Raw genomic sequence first — 23398 nt, forward strand, 5'->3', positions numbered from 1 at the left:
CTGTCGGACCGTGTGGGAAGGCGCCGTGTGGGAAAGGGCCGTGGAGCGCCCGACGGCGGTGGCCAGGTCGGGCAGGCGGCGTTGCCGCCGTCGTACGGCTGCTAGATCTCCCGCTCCGGATGCTCGCCGAACTGGAAGTGGCGCCCGCTGACCGTCGTGGGCTCGATCTCGACATAGAAGTCCTTCAAGGTGGGCACCCACGGCTTGAGCCCCAGGGCCTCTGCGTCCGCGATGTCTGCAGACTGGTCAAGCACCCGGGCTGTGCCGCGAAGGACCACCGACCAGGCCTCGTCGGCGAGAATGCCGTCAGTTTCGAACAGCACCTTGGCATTGATGGTCAGTTCGGCGAGTTTGTTGCCGGGAGCCGTCCGGAGGTAGAGCTTCCGGCCGCTCGCGGCGTAGTTCACCGGGAAAATATCGGGTTCGCCGCCCACGATGACCACGAGCCGGCCGTGTTTGGTGGCCTCAATGAGCTTCCAGCACTGATCGTCATCGAGTACGAGGATGGGGTCGTCATCTGCATGTTCGAACATCATGGGTTCATTGTTCTGGGCCATGTAGAAAAGCGCCAGAGTCCTGCGCCGGGAAATCGGTGTGAGGCGGGGTCAGGCGAACGCCTGTGGATAACCTTGATGCCCGAAATGTGATGTCGGTTACCCTTAAGGCATTGTTTGGCTGCAGGCGTCTTGATTTCTATCGGGGGGAATAGCTGACCATGACATCTCGCACTTTTTTCGGCCGCCGCAGACGCATGTACGCCCTCCTGGTTGCGATGACCCTGTTGCCTGTCACAGCCTGCACCGGCGGAGGAACCACTCCAAGTGCATCGGCCGCCCCTGCGACTTCGAGCCCGGCCGCTTCGCCCACCCCCACTGCCACCCCGACGCCGACGGCCAGCTACAAGCCGGCGGACGCCTCCGGCAGGGCGCAGAACGTCCCAATTCCGGTGCTGCCCGAAGCCGCGAAGGCGGAGACGAAGGAGGGACTCGAAGCGTTCGCGCGGTACTGGTTTCAGCTGCTTAGTTACGGGTACGAGACGGGGGACGTATCGCGGATTGTGGATATCACGAGTCCGACTTGTCGAGCCTGCGAGCGGGCAAAGGCGGTCATGACAGGTTGGAACGACGAAGGGAGATGGCTTGTTGGCGGCAAGGTGGATACGCCTTCTGTCAGCACGACGTTTATCGTGGCACCCGATGGGAACTATCAGGTCGCTGTCCAAGGGTCACAAGCGTCGATTTCCTACTACAACGCGGACGGGACACTGCATCAAGCCGCACCAAAGCCCGAGGATACGGGCAATCTCATGCTCGCGGTTTTCCGCGATGGCGCCTGGTACGTAAATAACATTCAGCCAATAGTCGGCTAGCCAATGAAAGCGTCGTGGTGGTTCCGACTGGTCTGGCCGGCGGCACTAGTCGCAGGCCTGGTAGGACTACCCGTGCCAGCGTTTGGTGCCACTGACTCGCCGCCTATAACCGGCGACTGGGGTGAGGACACTGTCGATGTCGGTGGCTGGGCGATCGACGCGGGCACTGGTCGATTCGTCTGGGCTGGGCCGGGGACAGTACGTGCCGACCCAAACCAATACAAGTACGAACTTCAGTGCCACTTGGGCGGCGGCGACTTCGACACGGACTGCCTTGCTGTCCTCGTGGATTGCAAGAATGGCCCCGACGGAAAAGAAGGAATCCCGGTCGTCTGGCTGAAAGCGCCGGCGGGAGTGCCGAATCCAACCTGGACTTTTCACTCGGGACCCACGTGTCTCTTCGACCCGAGGCCTGAGGACTTGCTCCCCAGGATCGCCGCCGTGATCCAAACGGAGTTCCAGCGGCTACCGATCGCGGCAGGATCGGTCACAGCCCAGCCGAGCCCGCACACACTCAGGGGCGCCGAAACTAACTTCTTCGCTGAAGCCGTGGAGCAGAAATTCGACGTCACCATTCTGGCCCAGAAAGTCCACGTCGTCGCCAAGCCCGTCCAATACACCTGGAGTTACGGTGACGACACCTCGCTGGGACCCCAGACTGCCGCCGGCGGACCCCTGCCGCAGGACCGCTGGGGCGAAAAGACCGCCACCAGCCACGTCTACACCCAGACTGGTGATTTCCCCGTGGTGCTGACCACCCACTTCCAGGGGACCTACTCTGTCAACGGCGGCCCGCCGTTGCCCTTGCCCATCCCGGGCCAGGGGCAATTCAATGCACCCCCGCAAACTGTGAGCGTCTGGCGTTCCATCACCCGGAACTACGCTGACGACTGCCTCCGCAACCCGCAAGGCCAAGGCTGCCCCGGCGTCGCACCTCCGGCCCCCTGACCCGGGCGGTCCGTGACAATCCCACCCTCCGGGAACCACACTGGGGGTGACGGCCACTTTCTCTGACAATCCAACGACATGCCGTGGATGAGCCTGTTCGGGCGCATCCACGGCCCGGAGTGCGAAGGCAGAACACCATGAAAGCAGCACGATTCCATGCCCGTGAGGACCTCCGGATCGAAGATATTCCGGTGCCGGAGCTGCGCCCGGGGGCGGTGAAAATCGCCGTCGCCTGGTGCGGGATTTGCGGCACGGACCTCCACGAATTCCTCGAAGGCCCCATCTTCACACCCCCGCCCGGAAGCCCCCACGTTCTTTCCCACGAAGCCGCCCCGGTGACCCTGGGACATGAATTTTCCGGCACGGTCGAGGAACTGGGCGAGGGCGTGACCGGGCTCGCCGTCGGGGACAGTGTCGTGGTTGAGCCGTATATCGTCTGCAACGAATGCGGCCCGTGCCTCAGCGGTCACTACAACCTGTGCACCAAGCTGGGCTTCATCGGCCTGGCGGGCGGCGGCGGGGGCCTGAGCGAGACGATCGTCGTCGACACCCGCTGGGTTCACCCCGTCGGCGACATCCCGCTCGACGAAGCCGCCCTCATCGAGCCCCTCGCGGTGGCCTATCACGCCGTCGGGCGCAGCGGCGTCAAAGCCGGGGACGCCGCCGTCGTCGGTGGTGCCGGCCCCATCGGGCTGCTGACCGCAGCGGTCCTCAAGGGCCTGGGCGTCACCACGATCGTCACCGAGCTGTCGGCCGCGCGGAAGGACAAGGCGGTCTCCTCGGGGGTCGCTGACCATGTTCTGGACCCCAGCTCGGATGACGTCAAGGCGCGTGTGCTGGAACTGACTGAGGGGGCAGGGGCTGATGCAGCCTTTGAATGTGCCGGCGTGAACGCCGTGCTGGACACCATGCTCGACGTCGTCCGGCCGGCCGGTGTCGTGGTCAACGTGTCCATCTGGGGACATCCGGCCACTGTGGACATGCAAAAGGTGGTCCTGAAGGAAATCGACCTGCGCGGCACCATCGCCTACTGCGGCGACCACGCGGCCGCCATCAAGCTCGTCCAGGACGGGAAAGTCGACCTGAAACCCTTCATAACGGGACGAATCGCCTTGGATGACCTCGTGGACAAGGGCTTCGACACCCTGATCAACCACAACGACACAGCGGTGAAGATCATCGTCCACCCGTAGTGATCCGAGTCGCACATGGAATAGTTGCAGGCGCCTTGCAGTTGGCGCATACAGACCTCAATGTCTTGTGAAAGGAACTGCATGCTGTTTTCTCCCATGACCCTCGGCGAGCTGGAACTGCCCAACCGACTCGTGATGGCGCCGCTGACCCGCGTCCGCTCCGGCAAGGAAGGCATCCCCGGGCCTCTCGTGGTCGAGCATTACCGGCAGCGCGCGTCGCTTGGACTGATCGTCAGCGAGGGAACCTATCCCAGCCGGGCCGGCCAAGGATTCCCGGGCCAGCCCGGCCTGGTGACCGAGGAACAGCTCAAGGGCTGGGCCAACGTCACGTCCGCCGTGCACGCCGAGGGCGGCCGCATCTTCGCCCAGGTCATGCACGCCGGACGCGTCACGCATGAAGACACCAACGGCGGCCACGAAGTGGTCGCGCCCAGCGCCATCGCGATCGACGGCCAGACCCGCACATACGAGGGCAAGAAGCCCTTCCCCGTGCCCCGCGCCCTGTCCACTACTGAGCTTCCGGGCATCGTCCAGGAGTTCGTCACGGCGTCCCTCAACGCGATCGGCGCAGGGTTCGACGGCGTCGAGCTGCACTCCGCCAACGGCTATTTGCTGCACGAATTCCTGGCTCCGTCCTCCAACCAGCGCGACGACGTCTACGGCGGCTCGCCCGCGAACCGGGCACGCTTCGTCATTGAGGTAGCACGGGCCGTGGCAGACGCCGTCGGCGCGGACCGGGTCGGCATCAGGATCTCGCCGGAACACAACGTCCAGGGCGCTGTGGAGCCCGACGCCGCGGATGTCAACGAGACCTACAAGGTCCTTGTGGATGCCCTGGCGTCCCTGCGGCTGGCGTACCTGAGCGTGCTGCACAAGGACCCGACGAGCGAGCTCGTGCAGGACCTGCGCACACGCTTCGGCGGAACCTTCCTGCTGAACTCCGGTTTCGGTGTTCTCACGACCCGCGAGGAAGCTGTTGCCCTGGTTGCGGATGGGCACGCTGACGCAGTCGTCGTGGGACGGCCTGCCATCGCCAACCCGGACCTGGTCCGCCGCTGGCGCGAAGGACTCCCGACCAACGAGCCGGACCCGGCCACGTACTACACCGACGACGCCAAGGGCTACACGGACTACCCGGCGTACCAGAACTAATCAGCGCCCGGCGCCACGCGCACCACGGGACATGTCCAGCGGGAGCCGGTCACACCACTGGACATGTCACGCGGTAGCCACGAACAGTGGGCAGAACGCCATTCTGTCCACTGCTCGTGTCTAAGAATGGACATGTCCGGTGGGCGCAGGTGCCAAGAATGAGCATGTCCCTCGGGTGGACGTCGCGGCTGGCTCAGGACTTGGGGTGGCTGCACGAAGAATGCGCATGATCCGTGGGCGCAGATGCAAGGAATGAGCATGTCCCGCGGGAGCTACCCGCACCACTGGACATGTCCCGCGGGAGCCGGTCACACCACTGGACATGTTCCGCGGGAGCCACGAACAGTGGGCAGAATGCCATTCTGCCCACTGCTCGTGCTTAAGAATGGGCATGTCCCGTGGGTGCGGGCGCGAAGAATGGGCATGTCCCTTGGCGGGTGCCAAGAATGGGCATGTCCCGCTTAGCTCGCGACGACTGACCGCTGGCAGAGCCCGATGAACCCGCCCAACTGCTCCAGGCCCTCCGGGTGCGTGGGGAGGTAGTTGGTCAGCTCGGGTGCGCGGACCACGACGGCACGCCACTGGCCGCGGGAGACCGCCACGTTGATCCGGTTGCGCGAGAGCAGGAACTCCATGCCGCGCGGCGCCTCGGCCACCGCCGAGCACGCCATGGACACGATCACGACGGCGGCCTCCTGGCCCTGGAACTTGTCCACCGTTCCCACCCGCACGCCGGGGAGCCCCGCGGCATCCAAGGCGTCGCGGATGACGTTGACCTGGGCGTTGTAGGCCGCCACCACCAGGATGTCCGCCACGCCCAGCGGCCGCGTACCCTGCTCCGAATGCCAGCTCAGCCCCAGATGCCGCCGCACCTGACGGATGACCTCGGCAGCCTCCTCGGCGGACGACGTGATGTTGCCGCCGTGTTCTACCAGGACGGTTTCGATCCCGGCCGGAACCCCCTCGAGCCGCCGTAGGTCAGCGGCCGGAGCCGAGTGCAGCTTGCCCTCATAGGAGAGTTCGGAGACGGCCCGGCACAACTCCGACGTCATCCGCCACGAGTCGGCCAGGAAATAGCCAAGTTCCGGCGGCAGGGTGGCATGACCGGCGGAAACCCAGCCCAGGGCTGACTCGTCCACGGGTTCTGGGTGGGCGCCCTGGCTGACCTGCGGCAGCTGCTGGGGATCGCCGAGCAACAGCAGCCGGCTGCTGGCCCGGGCCACGGCCAGGGTGTTGGCCAGCGAGAACTGTCCGGCCTCGTCGATCACTAGCAGGTCCAGAGACCCGGCCGGAACGGTGGCGCCCGTCATGGTCCACGCCGTACCGCCGACGAGCGCCCCGCCTGGTGAGCTGAGCAGCCGTGCGACATCCTTGGCGGAGCGCTGGTCCCAAGGGAGGGGCTCCGAGTGCTTCACTTCCTTGGCGACCACGGACGGATCGACGCCCGCCTTGCCCACAGCGGTCTTCAGCAGGTTCTCCACCACGGCATGGGACTGGCCGACGACGCCGACCTTCCACCCGCGGGCCACCAGCCGGGCGATGACGTGCGACGCCACATGGGTCTTGCCGGTCCCGGGAGGACCCTGGACCGCTACGTAGGAATGATCCAGGGCCTCGACGGCCGCCGTGATCGCATCGATGAACCGGTCCGGGCCTTCGCCGGGCGCAGGCAGCGGAGCCCCGGACGCCAGCCGAGGCGGAACCCGGCGGACCAGATCCAGGGCGGGATGATGCGGGAAGGCGGATCCGGCCCGCAACGCCGCGGTGACTCCCGTGGCAAGGTCCGCCAAGGCGTCCTCGAGGCCCTTGGTCTGGATGGGCTGGTCTTCGGTCAGCGCGACGGGGACCTGGGCGTACGGTTCGATGGTCTTGCGCAGCTTGTCCCGGATGATGACGGTGTCCCTGCCATCCTCGTGGCCCAGCTCCAGAACCTCCGTGCCGAACCAGCCGTTACGCCCGGTCCCGTTGATGCCCGTCCCCTCGAGCCCGGCCGGAAGCGGCGGTTCGTACATGCGGAACCATGTGCTGCCCTCACGGAGGTCCGAGCCCGGACTGACCGTGCCGATCAGCTTCACCCTCCGCTCCGGAAGCTTTGCGCCGTCCTTCCACCAGTCCTCGAGCACCTCCGCGTCCTCAACAAGGAAAACGTTGCGGTCCTGCTGGTGATGCGTGTCCGGGCCGTTCTCGCAGCGGTCGAAGTGCGCCCACCAGAACGCCTTGCGCTCCCGGCGGTGATAGCTGACCGCCGCGGCCAGCATGGATACCGCCTTCCGGTCATTCTCGGTCAGCCCGACGACGGGAGCCGCCAGTTCTGCCAGCGCCACTTCCAGCGGATCCAGGTCGGCGTCAGCCAGTCCGGTGACTGCGCCGGTGTCCGCACCGGCCGCCGTCGTGGCGGGGGAGGCGCCGCCGCCGAGTCCGATCCCGCCGAGCGGCTTGATGCCGCGCTCCCGGGCCAGGCCCAGGAGCCAGTTCCGGAGTTCCAAGGTGGAGAGGCAGTCGTATTCGTTGTAGTCGGAGATCCCGGCGAGGATGGTGGCGGCTTCCTCGGCCCGGCCGTCGTCGCGCGCGTCGCAGTAATGGGCGTAGGCAACCACCGAGGCGCCGGCGTCCTTCACGTCCCCGGAACGCAGATTCGTCCCCATGTAGAGCGGCTCGAGTTTCTTGATGCTGTAGGAATTCTCGGAGATCCGGATGCTGTTCCGGACGGTCTGGTACAGGTCCACCAGGAGCCCGTCCCGCAGCCACTGGTCCACAGTGTCTTCGCCGGCGACGTGCATCACGGAAAGTTTCCGGAGCGCCGTCTTCTCGTAGGCGGCGTAGTGGTAGACGTGCATGTCAGGGTAGTCCCGCCGGCGTTTCTCCACATACTCGAGGAAATCGAGGAAGGCCTGCTTCTCCGCCTCCCGGCTGTGCGCCCAGAACGGCCTGAACACTCCCGGAACACCCGGACCCGTCGGCGCCTCGATGACACCGAACAGGTACTCCAGGCCCCAGACTCCAGTGGCGCTTTCCTGCCACAACGGATCGCCCTCGAAATCGAAGAAGATGTCGCCCTCGCTGGGCGGGGGCAGCTCGGCCAGCGAGTTCTCCGGGATCACGCCGAAGCGGATGCGGTGCCCAGAACCGTCCTTGACGAAATACACCTCCCCATCCGCACCGCCGATGCCGCTCTGCATCCTGGCCTGATCCTGCAGTCGCAGCAGTGAGGCGTTGGGATTGACCAGGGTGGCTTCCGCGAGTTCCCGGACCGTGCGGATGCCGTCGGCGCGGAGTTTCTTGCGCTGGGCCGAGTTCATCCGGGCCACGAGCAGCAGATCATCGGTGGCAACGACTTGCTCCTGGCAGTAGTCGCAGCGGCCACAGGCGGTGATGCCAGGAGCATCCCACTGCACGGGGCCGGGCTGCGCCAGATGCGAGGAGGTCAGCGCCAGGAAGCGGTCCCGCCGCTCCCGGAACACCGGCAGGATCTCCGAAAGTTTGTGGTGGCTTCTGACGTATTCGAAGCCGCCGCCCGGCAGCGGAACCGTGGCTCCAAGGACCAGCGTTACCGCCGGATCCGGCGTAATCCCCGCCTTCAGCAGCTGGTCGCCGTAGGCGCCCAGCTGGAGCAGGGCCGTCACCTTGGCGTGGCGGGCCAGCTTGGTGTCGAACACCGCGTAGCTGCCGTTGGCCTGGCGGACGAGGAAATCTGAGCGGCCATGGAACTGGCCGTCGAAGAAGGCGGCCTGGAACACCACGTCGGCGCCGGAGTTCAGGGCGTCGATGGACTCCCTGTGCTTGGCCAGCAAAGTCGCGCGGTCCATGGCCTCGGCCGGGACGACGTCGTACACGCCGTGTCCGGCGGCCGGATCCCAGTGGCCGAACTCCGCGACGAACCCGTCGAGGACCCGGTGCTCGTGGAGGTCGCCCAATACGGCGGCATGCTTGAGCATCTCATCGTCGTCGAAGGCGGCTTTGGGGGAGCGGCCCAGCTTCTCGTCGAGTTTCCGGAGCAGCTGGTACTCACAGCCGGCGGCCGTGACGAGGTCGCTCGCGGAATAGACCAGGTCCTGTGCGGAACCCGGCACTTCCGGTTCAAGAAAAAACACTGTGCCCCCGATGCTTACTGCCGTATGGAAGGTTCTGCCGCCTGGGGTGTGCAGTCAGCGCAGCCTCGCCGTATGTTCTTCAAGCTATCAAAGCCCTCTGACAATCCGACGGCCACACCGGCCGGATGGGCTGGTTCTTGTCGGAAGCCCGGCGTATTGTCTGAGGACCATGACCGAACAGCAGCCCTATGAGCTGGTCCAGCGCTTCGCGCACTTCGAGTTGCGCCGGTATCCCGCGTACGTTGTGGCCGAGATACAGGTCAGCGCGACGTTTAACCGGGCGGGGAATGATGCTTTCCGGCCCCTGTTCAACTACATCAGTGGCAGCAACAACGCCCGCCAGAAGCTGGCCATGACGGCCCCGGTGCTCCAGGAGACCGGTCCTTCGCAGAAGCTTGCCATGACCGCCCCCGTGCTCCAGAGCGGTCCGCTGCCGGGAAGCGACGGTACCGCTGACTATGTGGTCGCCTTTGTGCTCCCTGCCGGCCTGACGGCGGAGACCGCCCCGGTCCCGACGAATCCGGAGGTTAGGATCCGGACTGTCCCGGGGTCCCTGACGGCTGCCCTTCGATTCTCGGGCAGCGGCTCGGAAGCTGCCTTTGAACGGCGCAACGAGGGACTCCAAGCCGCCCTCGTGCTGGCCGGTCTGACGGCCTTGGGACCGCCCAGATTCGCGCGCTTTGATCCGCCGTTCAAACCGTGGTTCCTCCGCCGCAACGAGGTCCTTCAGGACGTCGAACAGCCCCACCCTGCTGCCGGCACCGCCGGTCCCTGACCCGGGTAAGGCAAAATGGCTGGGTGACTCAACTCCCGCAGCGCCCCTCCCCGTCAGCCTCCGCACCGTCTCCCACGACGCCGTCCGCCAAGACCCAGACCCCGCACACGCAGGAGTCCGGCATCGCCGCGCAGATCGCCGCCGAACTTGGCGTGCAGGCCTGGCAGGTCAAGGCCGCGGTGGACCTGCTCGACGCCGGATCCACCGTGCCGTTCATCGCCCGGTACCGCAAGGAAGCCACCGGGACGCTCGATGACACCCAGCTCCGCGACCTGGAGGAGCGGCTGCGCTACCTGCGTGAGCTGGAGGACCGCCGTCGGACTGTCCTCGAAGCGATCGCCGCTCAGGGTGCGCTGACGCCGGAACTGCAGGCCGCGATCCTCGGCGCCGACACGAAGTCGCGGCTGGAGGACATCTACCTGCCGTTCAAGACCAAACGGCGGACCAAGGCGCAGATCGCGCGCGAAGCCGGCCTGGAACCGCTCGCCGACGCCCTGCTGAAGCGTCCGGAGCTGGACCCGGAACGCGAAGCGGCCAAGTATCTCAACGCCGGGCACTCCATCGGCGACGCCGCGACGGCGCTCGCGGGTGCCCGCTCCATCCTGGTGGAACGCGTCGCCCAAGACGCCGACCTGGCCGCCACGCTGCGGGAGCGGCTCTGGACACAGGGCAGGATGGTGTCCCGCGTCAAAAAGGGCAAAGACGCCGAGGGGCAGAAGTTCAAGGACTACTTCGAGTTCTCCCAGCAGCCCGCCGGCATGCCCTCGCACCGCGTCCTGGCGCTGCTGCGCGGCGAAAAGGACGGCGTGCTGGAGCTGGATCTCGCCGAGGCTGAACCGAACGACGACGCCGCCCTCACCGCCGCGCGCGGCCGCTACGAAGCCGCTGTGGCCCGGTTCCTCGGGGTTGCCAACCGCGGCCGGCCCGCCGACGCCTGGCTGCTGCAGACCGCGCAGCTCGCCTGGCGCTCGCGAGTGCTGGCCCGGCTGACCGCTGATCTGCGGAGCCGGATGTTCGCCGCCGCCGAGGACGAGGCCGTGCGGGTCTTCGCCGCCAACCTGAGGGATGTGCTCCTCGCTGCGCCCGCCGGAAACCGCGCCACCCTGGGCCTGGACCCGGGACTGCGCACCGGCGTGAAGGTGGCGGTGGTGGACGGCACCGGCAAGGTAGTGGCCACGGACACCATCTACCCGCACGCCCCGGCCCGGAAGTGGGACGAGGCGCTGCGGACGCTCGTGAACCTGGCGAGGAAGCACGGCGTTGAACTCGTGGCGATCGGCAACGGCACGGCGTCCCGGGAGACGGACAAACTCGCCGCCGAACTGTTGAAGCAGCTCACGGCCGGCTCGGACCAGGCGAAAGGCACCAAACCGCAGAAAATTGTGGTGTCCGAAGCAGGAGCGTCCGTGTATTCCGCCTCGGCGCTGGCCGCCGCGGAGCTGCCCGGCATGGACGTGTCCCTGCGCGGCGCCGTGTCCATCGCGCGGCGCCTGCAGGACCCGCTCGCGGAGCTGGTGAAGATCGAACCGAAATCGATCGGCGTCGGGCAGTACCAGCACGACGTCACCGCCGCGAAGCTGGACCGCAGCCTCGACGCCGTGGTCGAGGACTGCGTGAACGCGGTGGGCGTGGACGTCAACACCGCCTCGCCGGCGCTGCTCAGCCGCGTGGCCGGCGTCGGGCCGCTGCTCAGCGAGAACATCGTGGCCTACCGGAACGAGCACGGTCCCTTCCGCAAGCGCAGCGAGCTGAAGAAGGTGCCGCGGCTCGGCGCGAAGGCGTTCGAACAGTGCGCCGGCTTCCTGCGCATCACCGGGGGAGCGGAGCCGCTGGACGCCTCCAGCGTGCACCCCGAGGCGTACCCGGTGGCGCGGAAGATCAAAGCCGCCGCCGGAACAGGGCCGGGCTCGGGCAGCTGCGCGGCGCTGAACCCGCAGGACTTTGTCGACGGCTCGTTTGGCCTGCCGACGGTTCAGGACATCATCGCCGAGCTGGAGAAGCCCGGCCGTGACCCGCGTCCGGCCTTTGCGGCGGCGACGTTCTCGGAGGGGATCGAGAAGATCTCGGACCTCAGGCCCGGGATGGTGCTCGAGGGGACTGTGACCAATGTGGCGGCGTTCGGCGCGTTCGTCGACGTCGGGGTCCACCAGGACGGCCTGGTGCATGTCTCCGCGCTGGCCAACCGCTTCGTCTCCGATCCCCGGGACGTGGTCAAATCCGGCCAGGTGGTGCGGGTCAAGGTGCTCGAGGCCGATCCGGAACGGAAACGCATTTCCCTGACGTTGAGGCTCGACGACGAACCGGCGGCGGCCGTGGCGCGCGGGGGCGGCCACCCGGCCGGCGGGCGTGCGGCTGGCGGGCCGGCCGCCCCCGGAGGGCCGGCAGTGCGGCCGGATCGCCCGCGGCAGTCGGCTCCACAGACGCCGTCGAAACAGCAGACGCCGTCGAAACAGCCGACCGGGAAGCCGGCACCCGAGCGGCGGACGCCCGCCAAGCAGCCGCAGAAGGCGGCGCCCGCACCGGCCAACACGGCGATGGCCGAGGCACTCCGGAGGGCTGGGCTCGGCAAGTAGCTCCGCAGGAAGTGGGTCAGGAAACGTAGGTCACCGAATCCTGGGCGACCGTTCGTCGCGGAATTCCTACCGCTCGTCGCAGAAGTAGTACGTTTGCTGTCGATCTGCACCATGATTGCCGGAGGCAACGGCCCAATCGAGGGCCTTTCGCCTCTATGCCGCAGGGACACCGACGTCTTCGACAAGCAAGGGGAGCACTTATGGGCTGGCTGGACCGAGACCGAACAATCGCCCCGCCGGGATTCAACCGGTGGCTGGTGCCGCCAGCAGCGCTCGCCGTGCACCTGTGCATCGGCCAGGCCTACGCCACGAGTGTCTACAAAACGGCGCTGGTGAAGCACTTCGGCGCCAGCCTGACCGAAATCGGCGTGATTTTCTCGATCGCGATCGTGATGCTGGGCCTTTCGGCAGCGATCATGGGCACGTGGGTGGACAAGAACGGCCCGCGCAAGGCGATGTTCACCTCGGCCGTGTTCTGGGCCAGCGGCTTCCTGATCGGCTCGCTCGGGGTCTTCAGCGGCCAGCTGTGGCTGGTCTACCTCGGTTACGGCTTCATCGGCGGCATCGGGCTGGGCATCGGCTATATCTCGCCGGTCTCCACTCTGATCAAGTGGTTCCCCGACCGCCCGGGCCTCGCGACCGGCATGGCCATCATGGGCTTCGGCGGCGGTGCCCTGATCGCCAGCCCCGTCTCCACCGCGCTGCTGAAGATGTACGATCCCAACTCCGGCTCCAAAGGCTGGGTGGCCAGCGGCGAATCCGTCGGCAAGCTCTTCCTGACCCTCGCCGTCGTGTACCTCGCCTACATGATGTTCGGCGCGTTCACCATCAAGGTGCCGGCAGAGGGCTGGAAGCCGGCCGGCTTCGACCCGGGCAAGGTCAAGGCCGCCACGCTCGTCACCACGGACAATGTCTCCGCCCGGAACGCCGTAAAGACCAGGCAGTTCTGGCTCGTCTGGATCGCCCTCTTCTGCAACGTCACAGCGGGCATCGGCATCCTGGAACAGGCTGCACCGATGATCCAGGACTTCTTCCGCCAGTCCGACGGCGTGTCCCTGGTGAGCGCCGCCGTCGCCTCCGGCTTCGTGGGGCTGCTCTCGATCGGCAACATGTCCGGCCGCTTCGCCTGGTCCGCGACGTCGGACGTGACCGGACGCAAGCGCATCTACATGATGTACCTCGGCGTCGGGGCCGTGCTCTACACAGTGCTGGCCCTGGGCGGATCCGGCACTACGTTCCTCTACGTGGCGCTCGCGTTCGTCATCATTTCCTTCTACGGCGGCGGCTTCGCGACCGTCCCGGCCTACCTGCGCGACCTCTTCGGCACCTTCCAGGTCGGGGCGATCCACGGCCGGCTCCTGACCGCGTGGTCCGCGGCCGGTATTGCCGGGCCGTTGATCGTCAATGCTTTCCTGGATGCCCAGGGCAAGCCCGGCCAGTTGACCGCGGCGTCCTACCAGCCCGCGCTGCTGACCATGGTGGGGCTGCTGGTGATCGGCTTCGTGGCCAACCTGCTGGTCAAACCGGTCGATACCCGGTTCCACGAACCGCGCCCCGACCGTGTCCGCACCGAAGAACCCGCCATGGAGGCCTGAAATGAGTACTGCGCAGACGACTGTGAACCCGTCACCTGTAAACCCGTCGGCCGGGAAGCTGGTGGTCGCCTGGGCCCTCGTGGGAGTGCCGCTGGGGTACGGCGTGTACGAGACCCTCACCCGGGTGGCGGCCCTGTTTGGCTGACGTCGGCACCGGTTCCCCGGCCTCCCCACACACGGGCACGCTGCAGGCCGCGCCGGAGTCCGCTGTGGAGTTCACCCGCCCAGATCCGTTCACCACCCGCCCCACGCTCCAGGGCACCTTTGGGATGAGCGCCTCCACACATTGGCTCGCGACGGCGGCCGCCCAAGCGGTGCTGGAACGCGGCGGCAACGCGTTCGACGCCGCGACGGCGGGAGCCTTTGTGCTGCACGTCGTCGAACCGCACCTGAACGGCCCCGGCGGGGACATGACCGGAGTTTTCGTCACCGCGGAGGAACCGGGCACACCGGTGGTCCTCATGGGCCAGGGGCCTGCCCCGGCCGGAGCCACCGTGGAGCACTACCTCGCCGAAGGCCTGGACCTGGTGCCGGGCTCAGGTGCGCTGGCCGCCGCGGTTCCCGCCGCCGTCGACGCCTGGCTCCTGCTGTTGCGGGACCACGGGACCTGGGAACTGGGTGACGTGCTGGAATTTGCCATCGGCTACGCCCGCGACGGGCACCCGATGCTGGGCAGGGTCGGTACGACCATCGCGGCCGTGGCGGAGCTGTTCCAGACGCACTGGCCCACGTCGGCGGAGCTGTGGATGCCCGGCGGAAGGATGCTGGCTGAGGGGGAACTGGTCCGGAATCCGGCCTATGCCCGGACGCTGCAGCGGCTGGTCGATGCCGGGGCTGCCGGGCCGGTCACCGTTGCCAGTCCGATTGGGAGTTCGGGTAAGACGGCCGGGGCGGAAAGCGGCGCGCGTGGGTCCTCCCGTGAGGCCAGGATCGACGCAGCCCGCCGGGAATGGCGCGAAGGCTTTGTGGCCAAAGCGATGGTGGAGTCCGTCCAGGCTCCGCACCGGCACTCCTCAGGGACGGATCACCGCGGCGTGCTGGCGATGGAGGACCTCGCCGGGTTCGAGGCGGGCTACGAAGCCGCCGCTACTGTGGAATTCCGGGGGCACACGATCGCCAAGACCGGGCCGTGGGGGCAGGGCCCGGCCTTGCTTCAGACGCTCGCCATCCTCGAAGGGTTCGATGACCGGTACCTGGATCCGTCCACCGAGCTCGGGGCGCACACCATTCTCGAGGCGCAGAAGCTGGCGCTCGCGGACCGGGAAGCGTACTACGGCGACACGGAAGTTCCGCTGGAGTATCTCCTGTCCGCCGAGTACTGCGCCGGCCGCCGGGCGCTGATCGGGGAGCGGGCCTCGCACGAATTCCGCCCCGGCACCGTGCCCGGCTATGAGCCGTATCTGCCGCCTCTGCGGACGCAGTACACCCCGCCGGCGCTCGCGGGAGAGGGCTCCGGTTCCGCCGGGGCCGCCGGGCTTGGGGTGGGGGAGCCGACGGTGGCACCGAGCGGGGAGACCCGCGGCGACACCTGCCATATCGACGTCGTGGACCGCTGGGGCAACATGGTCTCGGCCACGCCTTCGGGCGGCTGGCTGCAGTCCTCGCCTGCCATCCCGGAACTGGGCTTCTGCCTCGGCACCCGGCTGCAGATGACGTGGCTGGAGCGGGACACGCCATCGACGCTGACGCCGGGCAAGCGCCCTCGCACAACGCTGACGCCGACGCTCGTGCTGCGGGACGGCAGGGCCGTGACCGCCTTGGGTTCGCCGGGCGGGGACCAGCAGGACCAGTGGCAGCTGCCGTACCTGCTGCGCACGATCGTTGGCGGCTACTCGCCGCAGCAGGCCGTCGACGCGCCGACGTTCCATACGACGTCGATGCCCGGATCATTCTGGCCGCGCACGTGGGAGCCCGGCGGCGCCGTCGTCGAGGACCGGCTCGGTGAGGACGTGATTGCGGGACTTGAGCGCCGCGGGCATGTGGTCACCAGGGCGGGCGGCTGGACGCTGGGCCGCCTCTCCGCCGTCGTGCGGGACCCGTCGACGGGGGTCCTGCAGGCCGCGGCTAATCCCCGGGGCGCTCAGGGCTACGCCGCGGGGCGGTAGGGGCAGGTTTCGTGAAGCCTGCTCGTATCGCTCCGTGTCGACGGGCGCGTCCGGGGATCTCAGCCGGTGAATTCGTTGAGTGCGATCACGTTGCCTTCGGAGTCTTTCAGGAACGCTGATTTCGCCTGACCGAAGTCCATGACGTCCCCGCTGGCTTTGCCCTCCACTCCGGCGAAGCTGGCGGGGCCGAGCGGCTGGAACTTGGCACCCCGGGCCTTGAGCTCCGCGACGACTTCCTCGATGCCGGTGACCATAAAACTGATCATGGGGTACGGCGGTGGAGTACGGTCGGGCATTTCGCTCAGGGCAACGCGCGAGCCCTCGGCTGCCCCGAAAACCATGGGATCCTCCGTCGGGCCGGTCAGCAGGTCGAGGCCGAGGACGTCACGGTAGAACTTTCGGGCGCGATGGCCGTTTTGGGCGGGCAGGATCGGATTGACGTAGAAACGGTTGAGCATGCCGGGCCTCCTTGTTCGCAGTGCGATGCGGATGCTTCCATCGTGGCAGAGTCCTGCCGGCTGTGACCCGGTATTGAGCCATCGACTGTCAGCCGGTTGACGCGAGCCCGTCCATGAAGCGGACCGACTCGGCGGCGATCTGCTGCTGCGCCTGCTGGCGGGAGATGCCCGGCTCGCCGTCCCCGGGTTGATCGCCGTAGTCACCGAAGAAGGCGTGCACGCCGCCCTCCACTGTTGCGTAGACGGTGGCCGGCGGGAGCAGGGGCTTTGACGCCGCGATCTTGTCCGGAGTGGTGAGGCCGTCGTTTGAGCCGGAAATGGACAGCACCGAAAGATGGCTGGAATCCGTCATGCTCTCCGCGGGGTACGAGGCAAACAACAGGAGTCCGGCGACGTCGGCGTTCGACGACGCGAAGCCGGCTGCACTCACTCCACCCAGCGAGTGGCCACCGACTGCCCACGAGGTGATGTCCGGATGCCGGTCCATGGCTCCGCGGGCCTGGCCTGTATTCAGCAGGGCGATGCCCAGAGGTACTTTCAAGATGACGACCAGATAGCCGGCGTTCGCGAGCGGGCGCAGGATGTCCTGGTAGGCGCGCGCATCAACCCGCGCCCCCGGGTAGAAGACGAGGCCCGCGCTGGCCTTCCCTTCCGGGGCGAGGGTGATGGTGGTGGCGTCTTCGGTGGTGGTGGTCTGCGTGGTCCCGGTTGTCTCCATGGCCTGGCCGGCAGTACCGCCGGGCTGGTACGTAAACGGGTTGAGCCACGCCAACCCCGCGACGAGGCCCAAGGCAACAACTCGTGCCACAACGCCGCGGAGCAGCTGCCAGCGCGACAGCCTACCCTGTGGCTGTTGACGTTGTAGCAGGGTTCCGGGTTTGTTCAGGCCGCATGTTTCGGGCAGTGTCAATCGTTTGGCGAGTCTGAACATCCAGAGGAAGCCCAGTGCGGCCGCGGCCGAGAGCAGGATGGGCAGCGCGGGGTGACCGCCGAGGACTGCGCTGTTGCCGAACAACATCCAGAGTGGGACCACGATCAGCGCTGACGCGGTTGCGACGCCGCTCCAGTGCAGGACTGCTGAACTAAATCCCGTGGAGTCGAGCTGCGCCACTTCCGCCGGGACAGGAGCACTTGAGGGTCCAGGGCCCTCCGGTGTTGCATCCTTCACAGTTCGATCTTATCTCCATGATCGAGATATCTGGTTTCCGGGGATTTCTCCCCACCCGCTGCAGCCGGTACTTTTCAACCTAAGAATCAGGCTGCGGTGCCAAGGTCTGTGGGGTGGAAGTAGTAATTTCGTCGGGGTTTTTGGTGTGGGTCGATGTGTGGTGGCGGGATGAACCAGGGGATGCCGCTGCGGAGCTGGATGATCCATTGTTCTTTGTGGATCAGGTGGTGGTGGTGTGAACAGAGCAGGGTTCCGTTCTCTGTGCCGGTGGTTCCGCCGCGGGACCAGTAGGTGATGTGGTGGGCTTCGCACCAGGTCGCGGGGATGGTGCAGCCGGGGAAGGCGCAGCCTTGGTCGCGGGCGGTAAGGGCTTTGCGGATGTGCGGCGGGAAGACCCGGGAAGCTCGGCCGATGTCCAGGATCCGGCCGTCGCCGCCCAGGAGGACGGGGATGATGTCCGCATCGCAGGCGATCTTCCGGACGGTAGAGGCGGTGACGGGGCCGGTGAAGAGCAGGTTCCCGGTGTGCGCCGTCGTTGCGCCGCGGGCGGCTTCGTCGTCGGTGCTGGAGAGCCGGGCAAGGAGGTCGCGGTAGTCGATGGTGACCATGACCTGCGGGCGGAGCCCTCCGGCTGCGGGCAGGGTGCCGGCGGCGAGGGCGACTTTGCTGGCGCCGACGAGGCCGTCGAGGAGTTTCTGCGGGCGCGAACGCAGGTCCAGTGGGACGTCCACACCGGCGTTGTCGTGGGCACCGCCGGCCGCTGCTGGACTCTCCGGTTCAGTGTCCGTGCCGCCGGAGGGGTTCCCTGCCTGTACTGACGTGCTGGTGCGGGGTTTGGTGGCGGTGTTCATGACGGTGAGGAGGTGTTCGAACTGTTCGGCGGTGGCGAAGATTTCCAGGTGGTGGAGTCCGTGGCGGGGTTTGCGGATGAAGGCGCCCTGGAGCTGGCGCAGGAGTTCCTCGGAGGGCTCGGCGCCGTCCTGGTCCAGCGCGTCAATCCAGTTCCGGGCCACGCGGGAGAGGACGTCCGGGTCGTTCTCGGCAGCAATGCGGGTCAGGGCGTGCTCCAGCCGGTCGGCGGCGTCGGCGTCGCAGACGTGCCGGACGCGGTCCAGGGCCAGGGTGATGATGGTCGCGGACCGGGACGGGACCTCGCCGGCGGCGACGGCGGCCCCGAGCTCGGCGTGGACGGCAGGCAGGGGTTCCCCGGTGAATCCCTGCCGCGGCAGGAGGCTCCCGGCGAGGGAAAGTCGGCGGCGGGCCTCGGCGGCGCTGATCCGCAGCCGCGCCCGCAGGAACTCCGTGGTGTTCCGGTACCCGTCATCCACCGCCGCGGCACCTGAATCCGCCGCGGACCCCGCCACGGCTGCCGCGGCGGAGGCCGTGCCCACAGCCCCGAAAACATCATCCGGCGTGGCGGGGATCCCGTAGCTGGTGTCATCGCGCCAGCCCGTGGTCCAGCCCGTGCCGGCTCTCGTGGCCGCGGCAGCGGCCTGGGTCCTGGTCCGGTCCACGGCACCGGCCGCCACGAGCTGGAGGTACTCCGCGATACGTGAGAACTCCTCGACCGTGCCGGCGAAATCCGCCGCCTCCCGGAACCCCATCAACGCCGAATCCCCGGCCGCCGTCGAACCCGCATCCCGCAACAACGCCAGGGCGCCGCTCAAACTGTCCGTGCTGACCGGAGCGTCCGCGGAGTGCAATTCCTCAACGCGGCCCGCACCGGCGTGGCGGGCCGGTGCGTTGCCCCGGCCCGAGTCCTCGACGGTAATGAAATCCCTGACGGCTTCCATAAAACCAGTACATCAGTGACCACCGACAAAAAGAGTGCGGCCCGGCCTCGGGCGCAGATTTCGGTCGGATGAATGTCGCTCAACCGGGTAAAGCCGGCTAGACGAGCAACCGTGGCCGGCCAAACTGGGTACGGACGCCGGGGGAGAAGAGTACAGAATCGGGCGGTCCCTCGACGTCGATCCCGGCCGCTGCAACCAGCTGGTCCTCACAAGAAATCAGCTGCGCCCGGTGCAGCGGCCACGCGCTGTGGGTGTTGGGAACATACAGGGTCCGGCCCCGGAACCGGGTGTGCAGACCGAACCGGGCCGTGAGGTGGAGGGACAACGGATCGGTTGCTTCGACGTCGGGCTCCGGGGCAACCCTGAAACCGGTCCTCGCCCCGCCACGGAACCGCCGGACCCAATACCCGGCGGACCGGACCTCCGGACCGAAACCCTCCGCACCCCGAAAGCCCGCCCGCGACCACACGTAGGGTATCCCGGCAGCCCGCGCAGCGAGCACCACAGCCAGCCGCGATGCATCGAGGCTGAGGAAAACTACACCCCTGGTGCCGTCCGGCTCCCGGGAGTAGAGGCGCACGTTGATCTCGTTGAAACTCCCGAAGTAAGGAATCCCGGGACCACGGCCCAGCCCAGCCCCCTGCATGCGGAAACCGATCAGCCCCACCCAGGCGGACCCGTCGAAGTTGTCCGGAACCACCCCGGGAGGCATAAACGAGGCGGCCACGGCGTCAGGAATGCGCCAATGGAGGAAGACCGCATCCGTCCACCGTTGATCCATGATGATCGGCGTCGGGAGGTGTGGGGCAATGGGCCAGGGGTCGAGCTCCATAGAAACGTCCACTAATTGTTCAAACGGCAATCAGCCCACCCGCGCGGCAGCCGGGGACCCGTCGGGTTCCTTCTGCCAGGGCCACCGGCCGGTGATTTCGAGTTCGAGGGAGAAGCTGAGGAACGTGCGGATCAGCACAATGATGGCGAGCACCCCCACGCTTTCATAGGTGGGTGCGACAGCGACTGTGCGGATGATGTCGGCCGCCACGAGAAGCTCCAGCCCGAGCAGGATCGAACGGCCCAGCAGTTGCCGGTAGGAGCGGTAGACGGAGAGCGGCTCGGCCCCCTCTGGCAGCTTCCTCGGCCGGAATCCCCGCAGCGCCAGCGGGATGGAGACGATGGCGCCAATCACCATGACGGCCACGCCGGCGACGTCCATGTACCGGCCGGCGGCCTCGATGATCTGCGGAAGTTCCATAGTTCCCCTCATTGATAATGCGTGCTGGTGGCTTGAACGGGGAAGGCTTACGGGTACCGTACGCCCACGCCGGCCAGAATGTCCCGGTAGCCTTCCCGGAAGCTCGGATAGGCGAACTCAAATCCGGTGCTCCGCAGCAGCGCGTTGCTGCAGCGTTTATTGCCCCCGCGGGACGGTTCGCCGCCGGCTTTTTCAACCCCGCCCGACGGCGGCTGGGGGAGTCCCAGCTCGGCGGCCAGAAAGCGCAGCACCTCGCCCAGCTCGGCAGGTTCGTTGTCCACCCCCAGGTACACCGCTGCCGGGACAGGGCCCATGGTGCACAAGTGGACGATCGCTGCTGCGGCGTCGTCCCGATGGATGCGGTTCGTGAAGCGTGGCTCCACCGGAATCACCGCCGACCCGCCGCGCACCTGGTCAATGAGCCGGGTCCGCCCCGGGCCGTAGATGCCTCCGAGCCGCAGGACCACCGGCACGATGCCCGTGCCGTCCAGCCGGCTGAAAAGGAGCTCCTCGGCCTCGCGGATGATGCGCCCGGAGAACCCGCCGGGTTCCGGCGTCGTGCGTTCATCAATCCAATCCCCGCCGGCGTCGCCGTAGACAGCAGTCGAGGAAACGAAGAGCACGCGCCGGACCGGCGCCCCCGAGACCAGGACGGCGTCGAGGACGTTCGACAGCCCGTCCACGTACGCCGCCCGGTAGGCGGCCTCCGTGGGGGAGTCCGCCGCGATTGCGACGACGACGGCGGTGGTGTCCGCCGGGACGGCCGGCAGTTCGCCGGAACTTAGGTCCGCCGCGGCCCCTTCGATGGCGGCGGGCAGTTTCCCGGGCGAACGCCGCCAGCCCACCACTCTGTGGCCGGCCGCGGCGAAACGCAGCCCGGCCTCGGTGCCCAGATCGCCGCAACCGGCCATGAGTACAGTCATAGGCCCAGTCTGCCAGCAATCGGGGCGCCGCCACGCCCCGAATGGCAGCCCCTGGGGAGCGTTTGGCTGATGCTGGTCTCTAGGTACGGCGCCTCAAAAGCTCTTCCCGAAGATCCGTCTCTTGGGTGTGCAGCACCGTTTGAAACCCCAGCTTTTCCGCCGTTTCGATGTTCAGCGTGTTGTCATCGATGAAAACGATGTCCTCCGGCGGCGAATTTAGGTCGGCCACGACGTGTTCAAAAATCCGTACGTCGGGCTTGACCAAGCCCATCTGTCCGCTGAAATACATTTTCGAGAAGAAGCCTGTCCAATGTGAACCGGCCAGGTACCGGTGCGACATCGGGGCGGGCATGTTGGAGAGGAGGGCCAGATTGGCGCTGGCTTCCTGCAAAGTTTCCAGGACCGATACGGTGTCGGCATTCAGGTGGGACCACTGTGCCGCGTCGAGGGCTTCCAGCTGGCTGACCTGTTCCGGGGCCACTGCCCGTCCGAGCACGCCGGTCCAGTATTCATCCGGGCTTACGCTTCCGGCATCAAAGCTCTCACGGTTGGTCCAGTAGGAACTGGTCTTCGGCTGGAGATCCAAGCCGGTCTCGTGCTCCAAGGCGCGCCAGTCATGAGGCTGCGGCGCCGTGGAAACCACCATTCCGTAATCGAAGAGGTACCACATCGGGTCGCGGGAAATGTCAGTCATCGGGACAGCATAGCCAGAAGCAGGGTGCTGGGTTTCAAAATTCGGTGACCTTAGCGGGCACCGCGGGAGCTCTGCACGGGCTGGAAGTAGTCGGTGAGAAACCCTGCCACGATACCGGCCAGGATCAGCGCGAGCCCCGGCAGGAGGGTGATCGGACCGACGTACTCGCGAATGTCGACCCTCAAAAGAAGTGCCAGGAGGGCTGCGAAGAGAACGTAGGCGAAAGCCAAGGCCGTCCCAATCGTCAAAATGATTTGTCCCCGCGACCGTCTCTTCATCTTGGGGAACTGCTTCGCGTACTCCTCGGCTGGGCCGAATTCAGCTTCCGCAGGAGTTGCTGTGGTGGCCTGATGCGAACGCATCTCATCGATAACTTCGGCGATTTCGGGTTCGGCCAACCCGCGGATTCTGAGGTTGAAGGCCAGGCGCCGCTCGTAGCTCATGGTTGTTCCTGTCGGGTCGTTCGGATGTCGGTGAGGGCCTGGCTCATTTGCTGCCAGGCTGCTGCCGAGCGCTCCAGCTCGTTGCGTCCTTGCCCGGTGAGGGTGAACTGCTTGCGGCCAGGACCTGCCTGTTCGTGCAGCCACGTGTGTTCAACGAAGCCCTGGTCTTCCAGTCTCTTGAGGAGGGGGTAGAGCGTCCCGCCTTTGATGCGGCTGAAGCCGTGTTGGCGGAGGACTTCGGCGATGGCGTAGCCGTGGTTGTCCCCGTGGGTGAGCACCGCGAGCACTGCCTGGGGCAGCGCTGCGCGGGTCAGCTCCTGGTCAAAGTCGACGTAATCCACGGATAGATAGTGTCACTAAGTAGATAGCTTGGCAATATTCAAGGTCTGTATGGACCGGGGAGGTCGTTCTCCCGGTGGCAGGCTGCGGTTAGACTCAATCCAAACTGACAAGGGTGGGGGAACCAGATGTCTTCAACTTCGGTGCCGGCTCGCGCGAAAACCGGTCGGCTGAACAAACTTGCTGTCGCAGCCATTGTCTTTGCGGCCATAGCGGCGGCAGGACTCTGGGTGTTCGGTGTGGCGGTCCTTGCCGTATTCGCCGTTGGCGCGGGACACGTTTCGCTGAATCAGATCCAATCGCGCGGTGAAAGAGGCCGTGGGCTGGCAATCGCTGCTTTGGTTGTTGGGTATGGCATCGCCGCCCTGGCGCTGTTCACCACCCTGTCGTATATTCCCGGCGCAATCCGACAGTTCACGATGTAATTTCGAGCGGCGGCCGAGGCCGGCGCCGACCTAGGGCGATTGCAACGAAACGAGCGAACTTTTCGTCTTTGCGAACCCGCACCGCCAAAGCCCGTCGTAGCC

General features: G+C 66.8%; 21 protein-coding genes. 10 read left to right on the forward strand and 11 right to left on the reverse strand.

What is annotated here, in order from left to right; translation table 11 throughout:
- Positions 1-101 precede the first annotated feature (101 nt).
- On the reverse strand, positions 102-536 hold the full coding sequence (locus LDO13_RS03700; protein ID WP_224048717.1) for a pyridoxamine 5'-phosphate oxidase family protein: 435 nt from the start codon (positions 534-536) through the stop codon (positions 102-104).
- A 179-nt stretch (positions 537-715) separates the two neighbouring features.
- Between LDO13_RS03700 and LDO13_RS03705 the strand changes: the two genes are divergently transcribed.
- From LDO13_RS03705 to LDO13_RS03720, 4 genes are all read left to right on the forward strand, one after another.
- On the forward strand, positions 716-1369 hold the full coding sequence (locus LDO13_RS03705; RefSeq protein WP_224048718.1) for a DUF6318 family protein: 654 nt from the start codon (positions 716-718) through the stop codon (positions 1367-1369).
- A gap of 441 nt (positions 1370-1810) precedes the next feature.
- On the forward strand, positions 1811-2317 hold the full coding sequence (locus LDO13_RS03710; RefSeq protein WP_224048719.1) for a hypothetical protein: 507 nt from the start codon (positions 1811-1813) through the stop codon (positions 2315-2317).
- 137 nt (positions 2318-2454) lie between these two features.
- Positions 2455-3510, forward strand: a complete 1056-nt coding sequence (locus tag LDO13_RS03715; RefSeq protein WP_224048720.1) for a 2,3-butanediol dehydrogenase — start codon at positions 2455-2457, stop codon at positions 3508-3510.
- Between the two features lie 81 nt (positions 3511-3591).
- A complete protein-coding gene (locus LDO13_RS03720) occupies positions 3592-4662 on the forward strand; it encodes an alkene reductase (protein WP_224048721.1) in 1071 nt (356 codons plus the stop codon).
- A 461-nt stretch (positions 4663-5123) separates the two neighbouring features.
- Here LDO13_RS03720 and LDO13_RS03725 read toward each other — a convergent pair whose 3' ends face one another.
- A complete protein-coding gene (locus LDO13_RS03725) occupies positions 5124-8753 on the reverse strand; it encodes a bifunctional RecB family nuclease/DEAD/DEAH box helicase (protein ID WP_224048722.1) in 3630 nt (1209 codons plus the stop codon).
- Positions 8754-8922: 169 nt separating this feature from the next.
- Between LDO13_RS03725 and LDO13_RS03730 the strand changes: the two genes are divergently transcribed.
- The 5 genes from LDO13_RS03730 to LDO13_RS03750 all read left to right on the forward strand — a co-directional run bounded on the left by LDO13_RS03730 (position 8923) and on the right by LDO13_RS03750 (position 15801).
- Entirely contained in the window at positions 8923-9528 is a 606-nt protein-coding gene (locus tag LDO13_RS03730; RefSeq protein ID WP_224048723.1) for a heme-binding protein, read from the forward strand.
- A gap of 122 nt (positions 9529-9650) precedes the next feature.
- Entirely contained in the window at positions 9651-12101 is a 2451-nt protein-coding gene (locus LDO13_RS03735) for a Tex family protein (protein ID WP_224049656.1), read from the forward strand.
- Between the two features lie 200 nt (positions 12102-12301).
- Positions 12302-13696, forward strand: a complete 1395-nt coding sequence (locus LDO13_RS03740) for an OFA family MFS transporter (protein WP_224048724.1) — start codon at positions 12302-12304, stop codon at positions 13694-13696.
- A gap of 1 nt (position 13697) precedes the next feature.
- Positions 13698-13841, forward strand: coding sequence for a hypothetical protein (locus LDO13_RS03745; RefSeq protein WP_224048725.1), 144 nt, complete (start codon positions 13698-13700; stop codon positions 13839-13841).
- A gap of 124 nt (positions 13842-13965) precedes the next feature.
- Positions 13966-15801, forward strand: a complete 1836-nt coding sequence (locus LDO13_RS03750) for a gamma-glutamyltransferase (RefSeq protein WP_224049657.1) — start codon at positions 13966-13968, stop codon at positions 15799-15801.
- 59 nt (positions 15802-15860) lie between these two features.
- Here the strand turns inward: LDO13_RS03750 and LDO13_RS03755 are convergent, their stop codons facing one another.
- The 9 genes from LDO13_RS03755 to LDO13_RS03795 form a co-directional block, all read right to left on the reverse strand.
- On the reverse strand, positions 15861-16259 hold the full coding sequence (locus LDO13_RS03755; protein ID WP_224048726.1) for a VOC family protein: 399 nt from the start codon (positions 16257-16259) through the stop codon (positions 15861-15863).
- Between the two features lie 88 nt (positions 16260-16347).
- Positions 16348-17427 (reverse strand): alpha/beta hydrolase, encoded by a 1080-nt coding sequence (locus LDO13_RS03760; RefSeq protein ID WP_224048727.1) that lies wholly within the window; start codon positions 17425-17427, stop codon positions 16348-16350.
- 86 nt (positions 17428-17513) lie between these two features.
- On the reverse strand, positions 17514-19220 hold the full coding sequence (locus tag LDO13_RS03765) for an HNH endonuclease signature motif containing protein (protein WP_224048728.1): 1707 nt from the start codon (positions 19218-19220) through the stop codon (positions 17514-17516).
- Between the two features lie 97 nt (positions 19221-19317).
- Entirely contained in the window at positions 19318-20052 is a 735-nt protein-coding gene (locus tag LDO13_RS03770) for a DUF2071 domain-containing protein (RefSeq protein ID WP_224048729.1), read from the reverse strand.
- 30 nt (positions 20053-20082) lie between these two features.
- Positions 20083-20472: a DUF1622 domain-containing protein gene (locus LDO13_RS03775; RefSeq protein WP_224048730.1), complete on the reverse strand. Its 390-nt coding sequence runs from the start codon at positions 20470-20472 to the stop codon at positions 20083-20085.
- A gap of 47 nt (positions 20473-20519) precedes the next feature.
- Positions 20520-21395 carry an SDR family oxidoreductase gene (locus LDO13_RS03780; protein ID WP_224048731.1) on the reverse strand — a complete coding sequence of 292 codons (876 nt, stop codon included), beginning with the start codon at positions 21393-21395 and terminating at the stop codon, positions 20520-20522.
- Positions 21396-21474: 79 nt separating this feature from the next.
- Entirely contained in the window at positions 21475-22089 is a 615-nt protein-coding gene (locus LDO13_RS03785) for an HAD family phosphatase (protein WP_224048732.1), read from the reverse strand.
- A 50-nt stretch (positions 22090-22139) separates the two neighbouring features.
- Positions 22140-22532, reverse strand: coding sequence for a hypothetical protein (locus tag LDO13_RS03790; RefSeq protein WP_224048733.1), 393 nt, complete (start codon positions 22530-22532; stop codon positions 22140-22142).
- The gene (locus LDO13_RS03795) at positions 22529-22873 is read right to left on the reverse strand and encodes a PadR family transcriptional regulator (protein WP_224048734.1); all 345 of its coding nucleotides are present in this window, start codon (positions 22871-22873) and stop codon (positions 22529-22531) included. The genes LDO13_RS03790 and LDO13_RS03795 overlap by 4 nt, the downstream gene beginning before the upstream one ends.
- 126 nt (positions 22874-22999) lie before the next feature.
- Between LDO13_RS03795 and LDO13_RS03800 the strand changes: the two genes are divergently transcribed.
- Entirely contained in the window at positions 23000-23296 is a 297-nt protein-coding gene (locus tag LDO13_RS03800; protein WP_224048735.1) for a DUF4190 domain-containing protein, read from the forward strand.
- The last annotated feature ends 102 nt before the right edge of the window (positions 23297-23398 follow it).

This window comes from Arthrobacter sp. NicSoilB4 (genome assembly GCF_019977335.1).
Classification (GTDB): domain Bacteria; phylum Actinomycetota; class Actinomycetes; order Actinomycetales; family Micrococcaceae; genus Arthrobacter.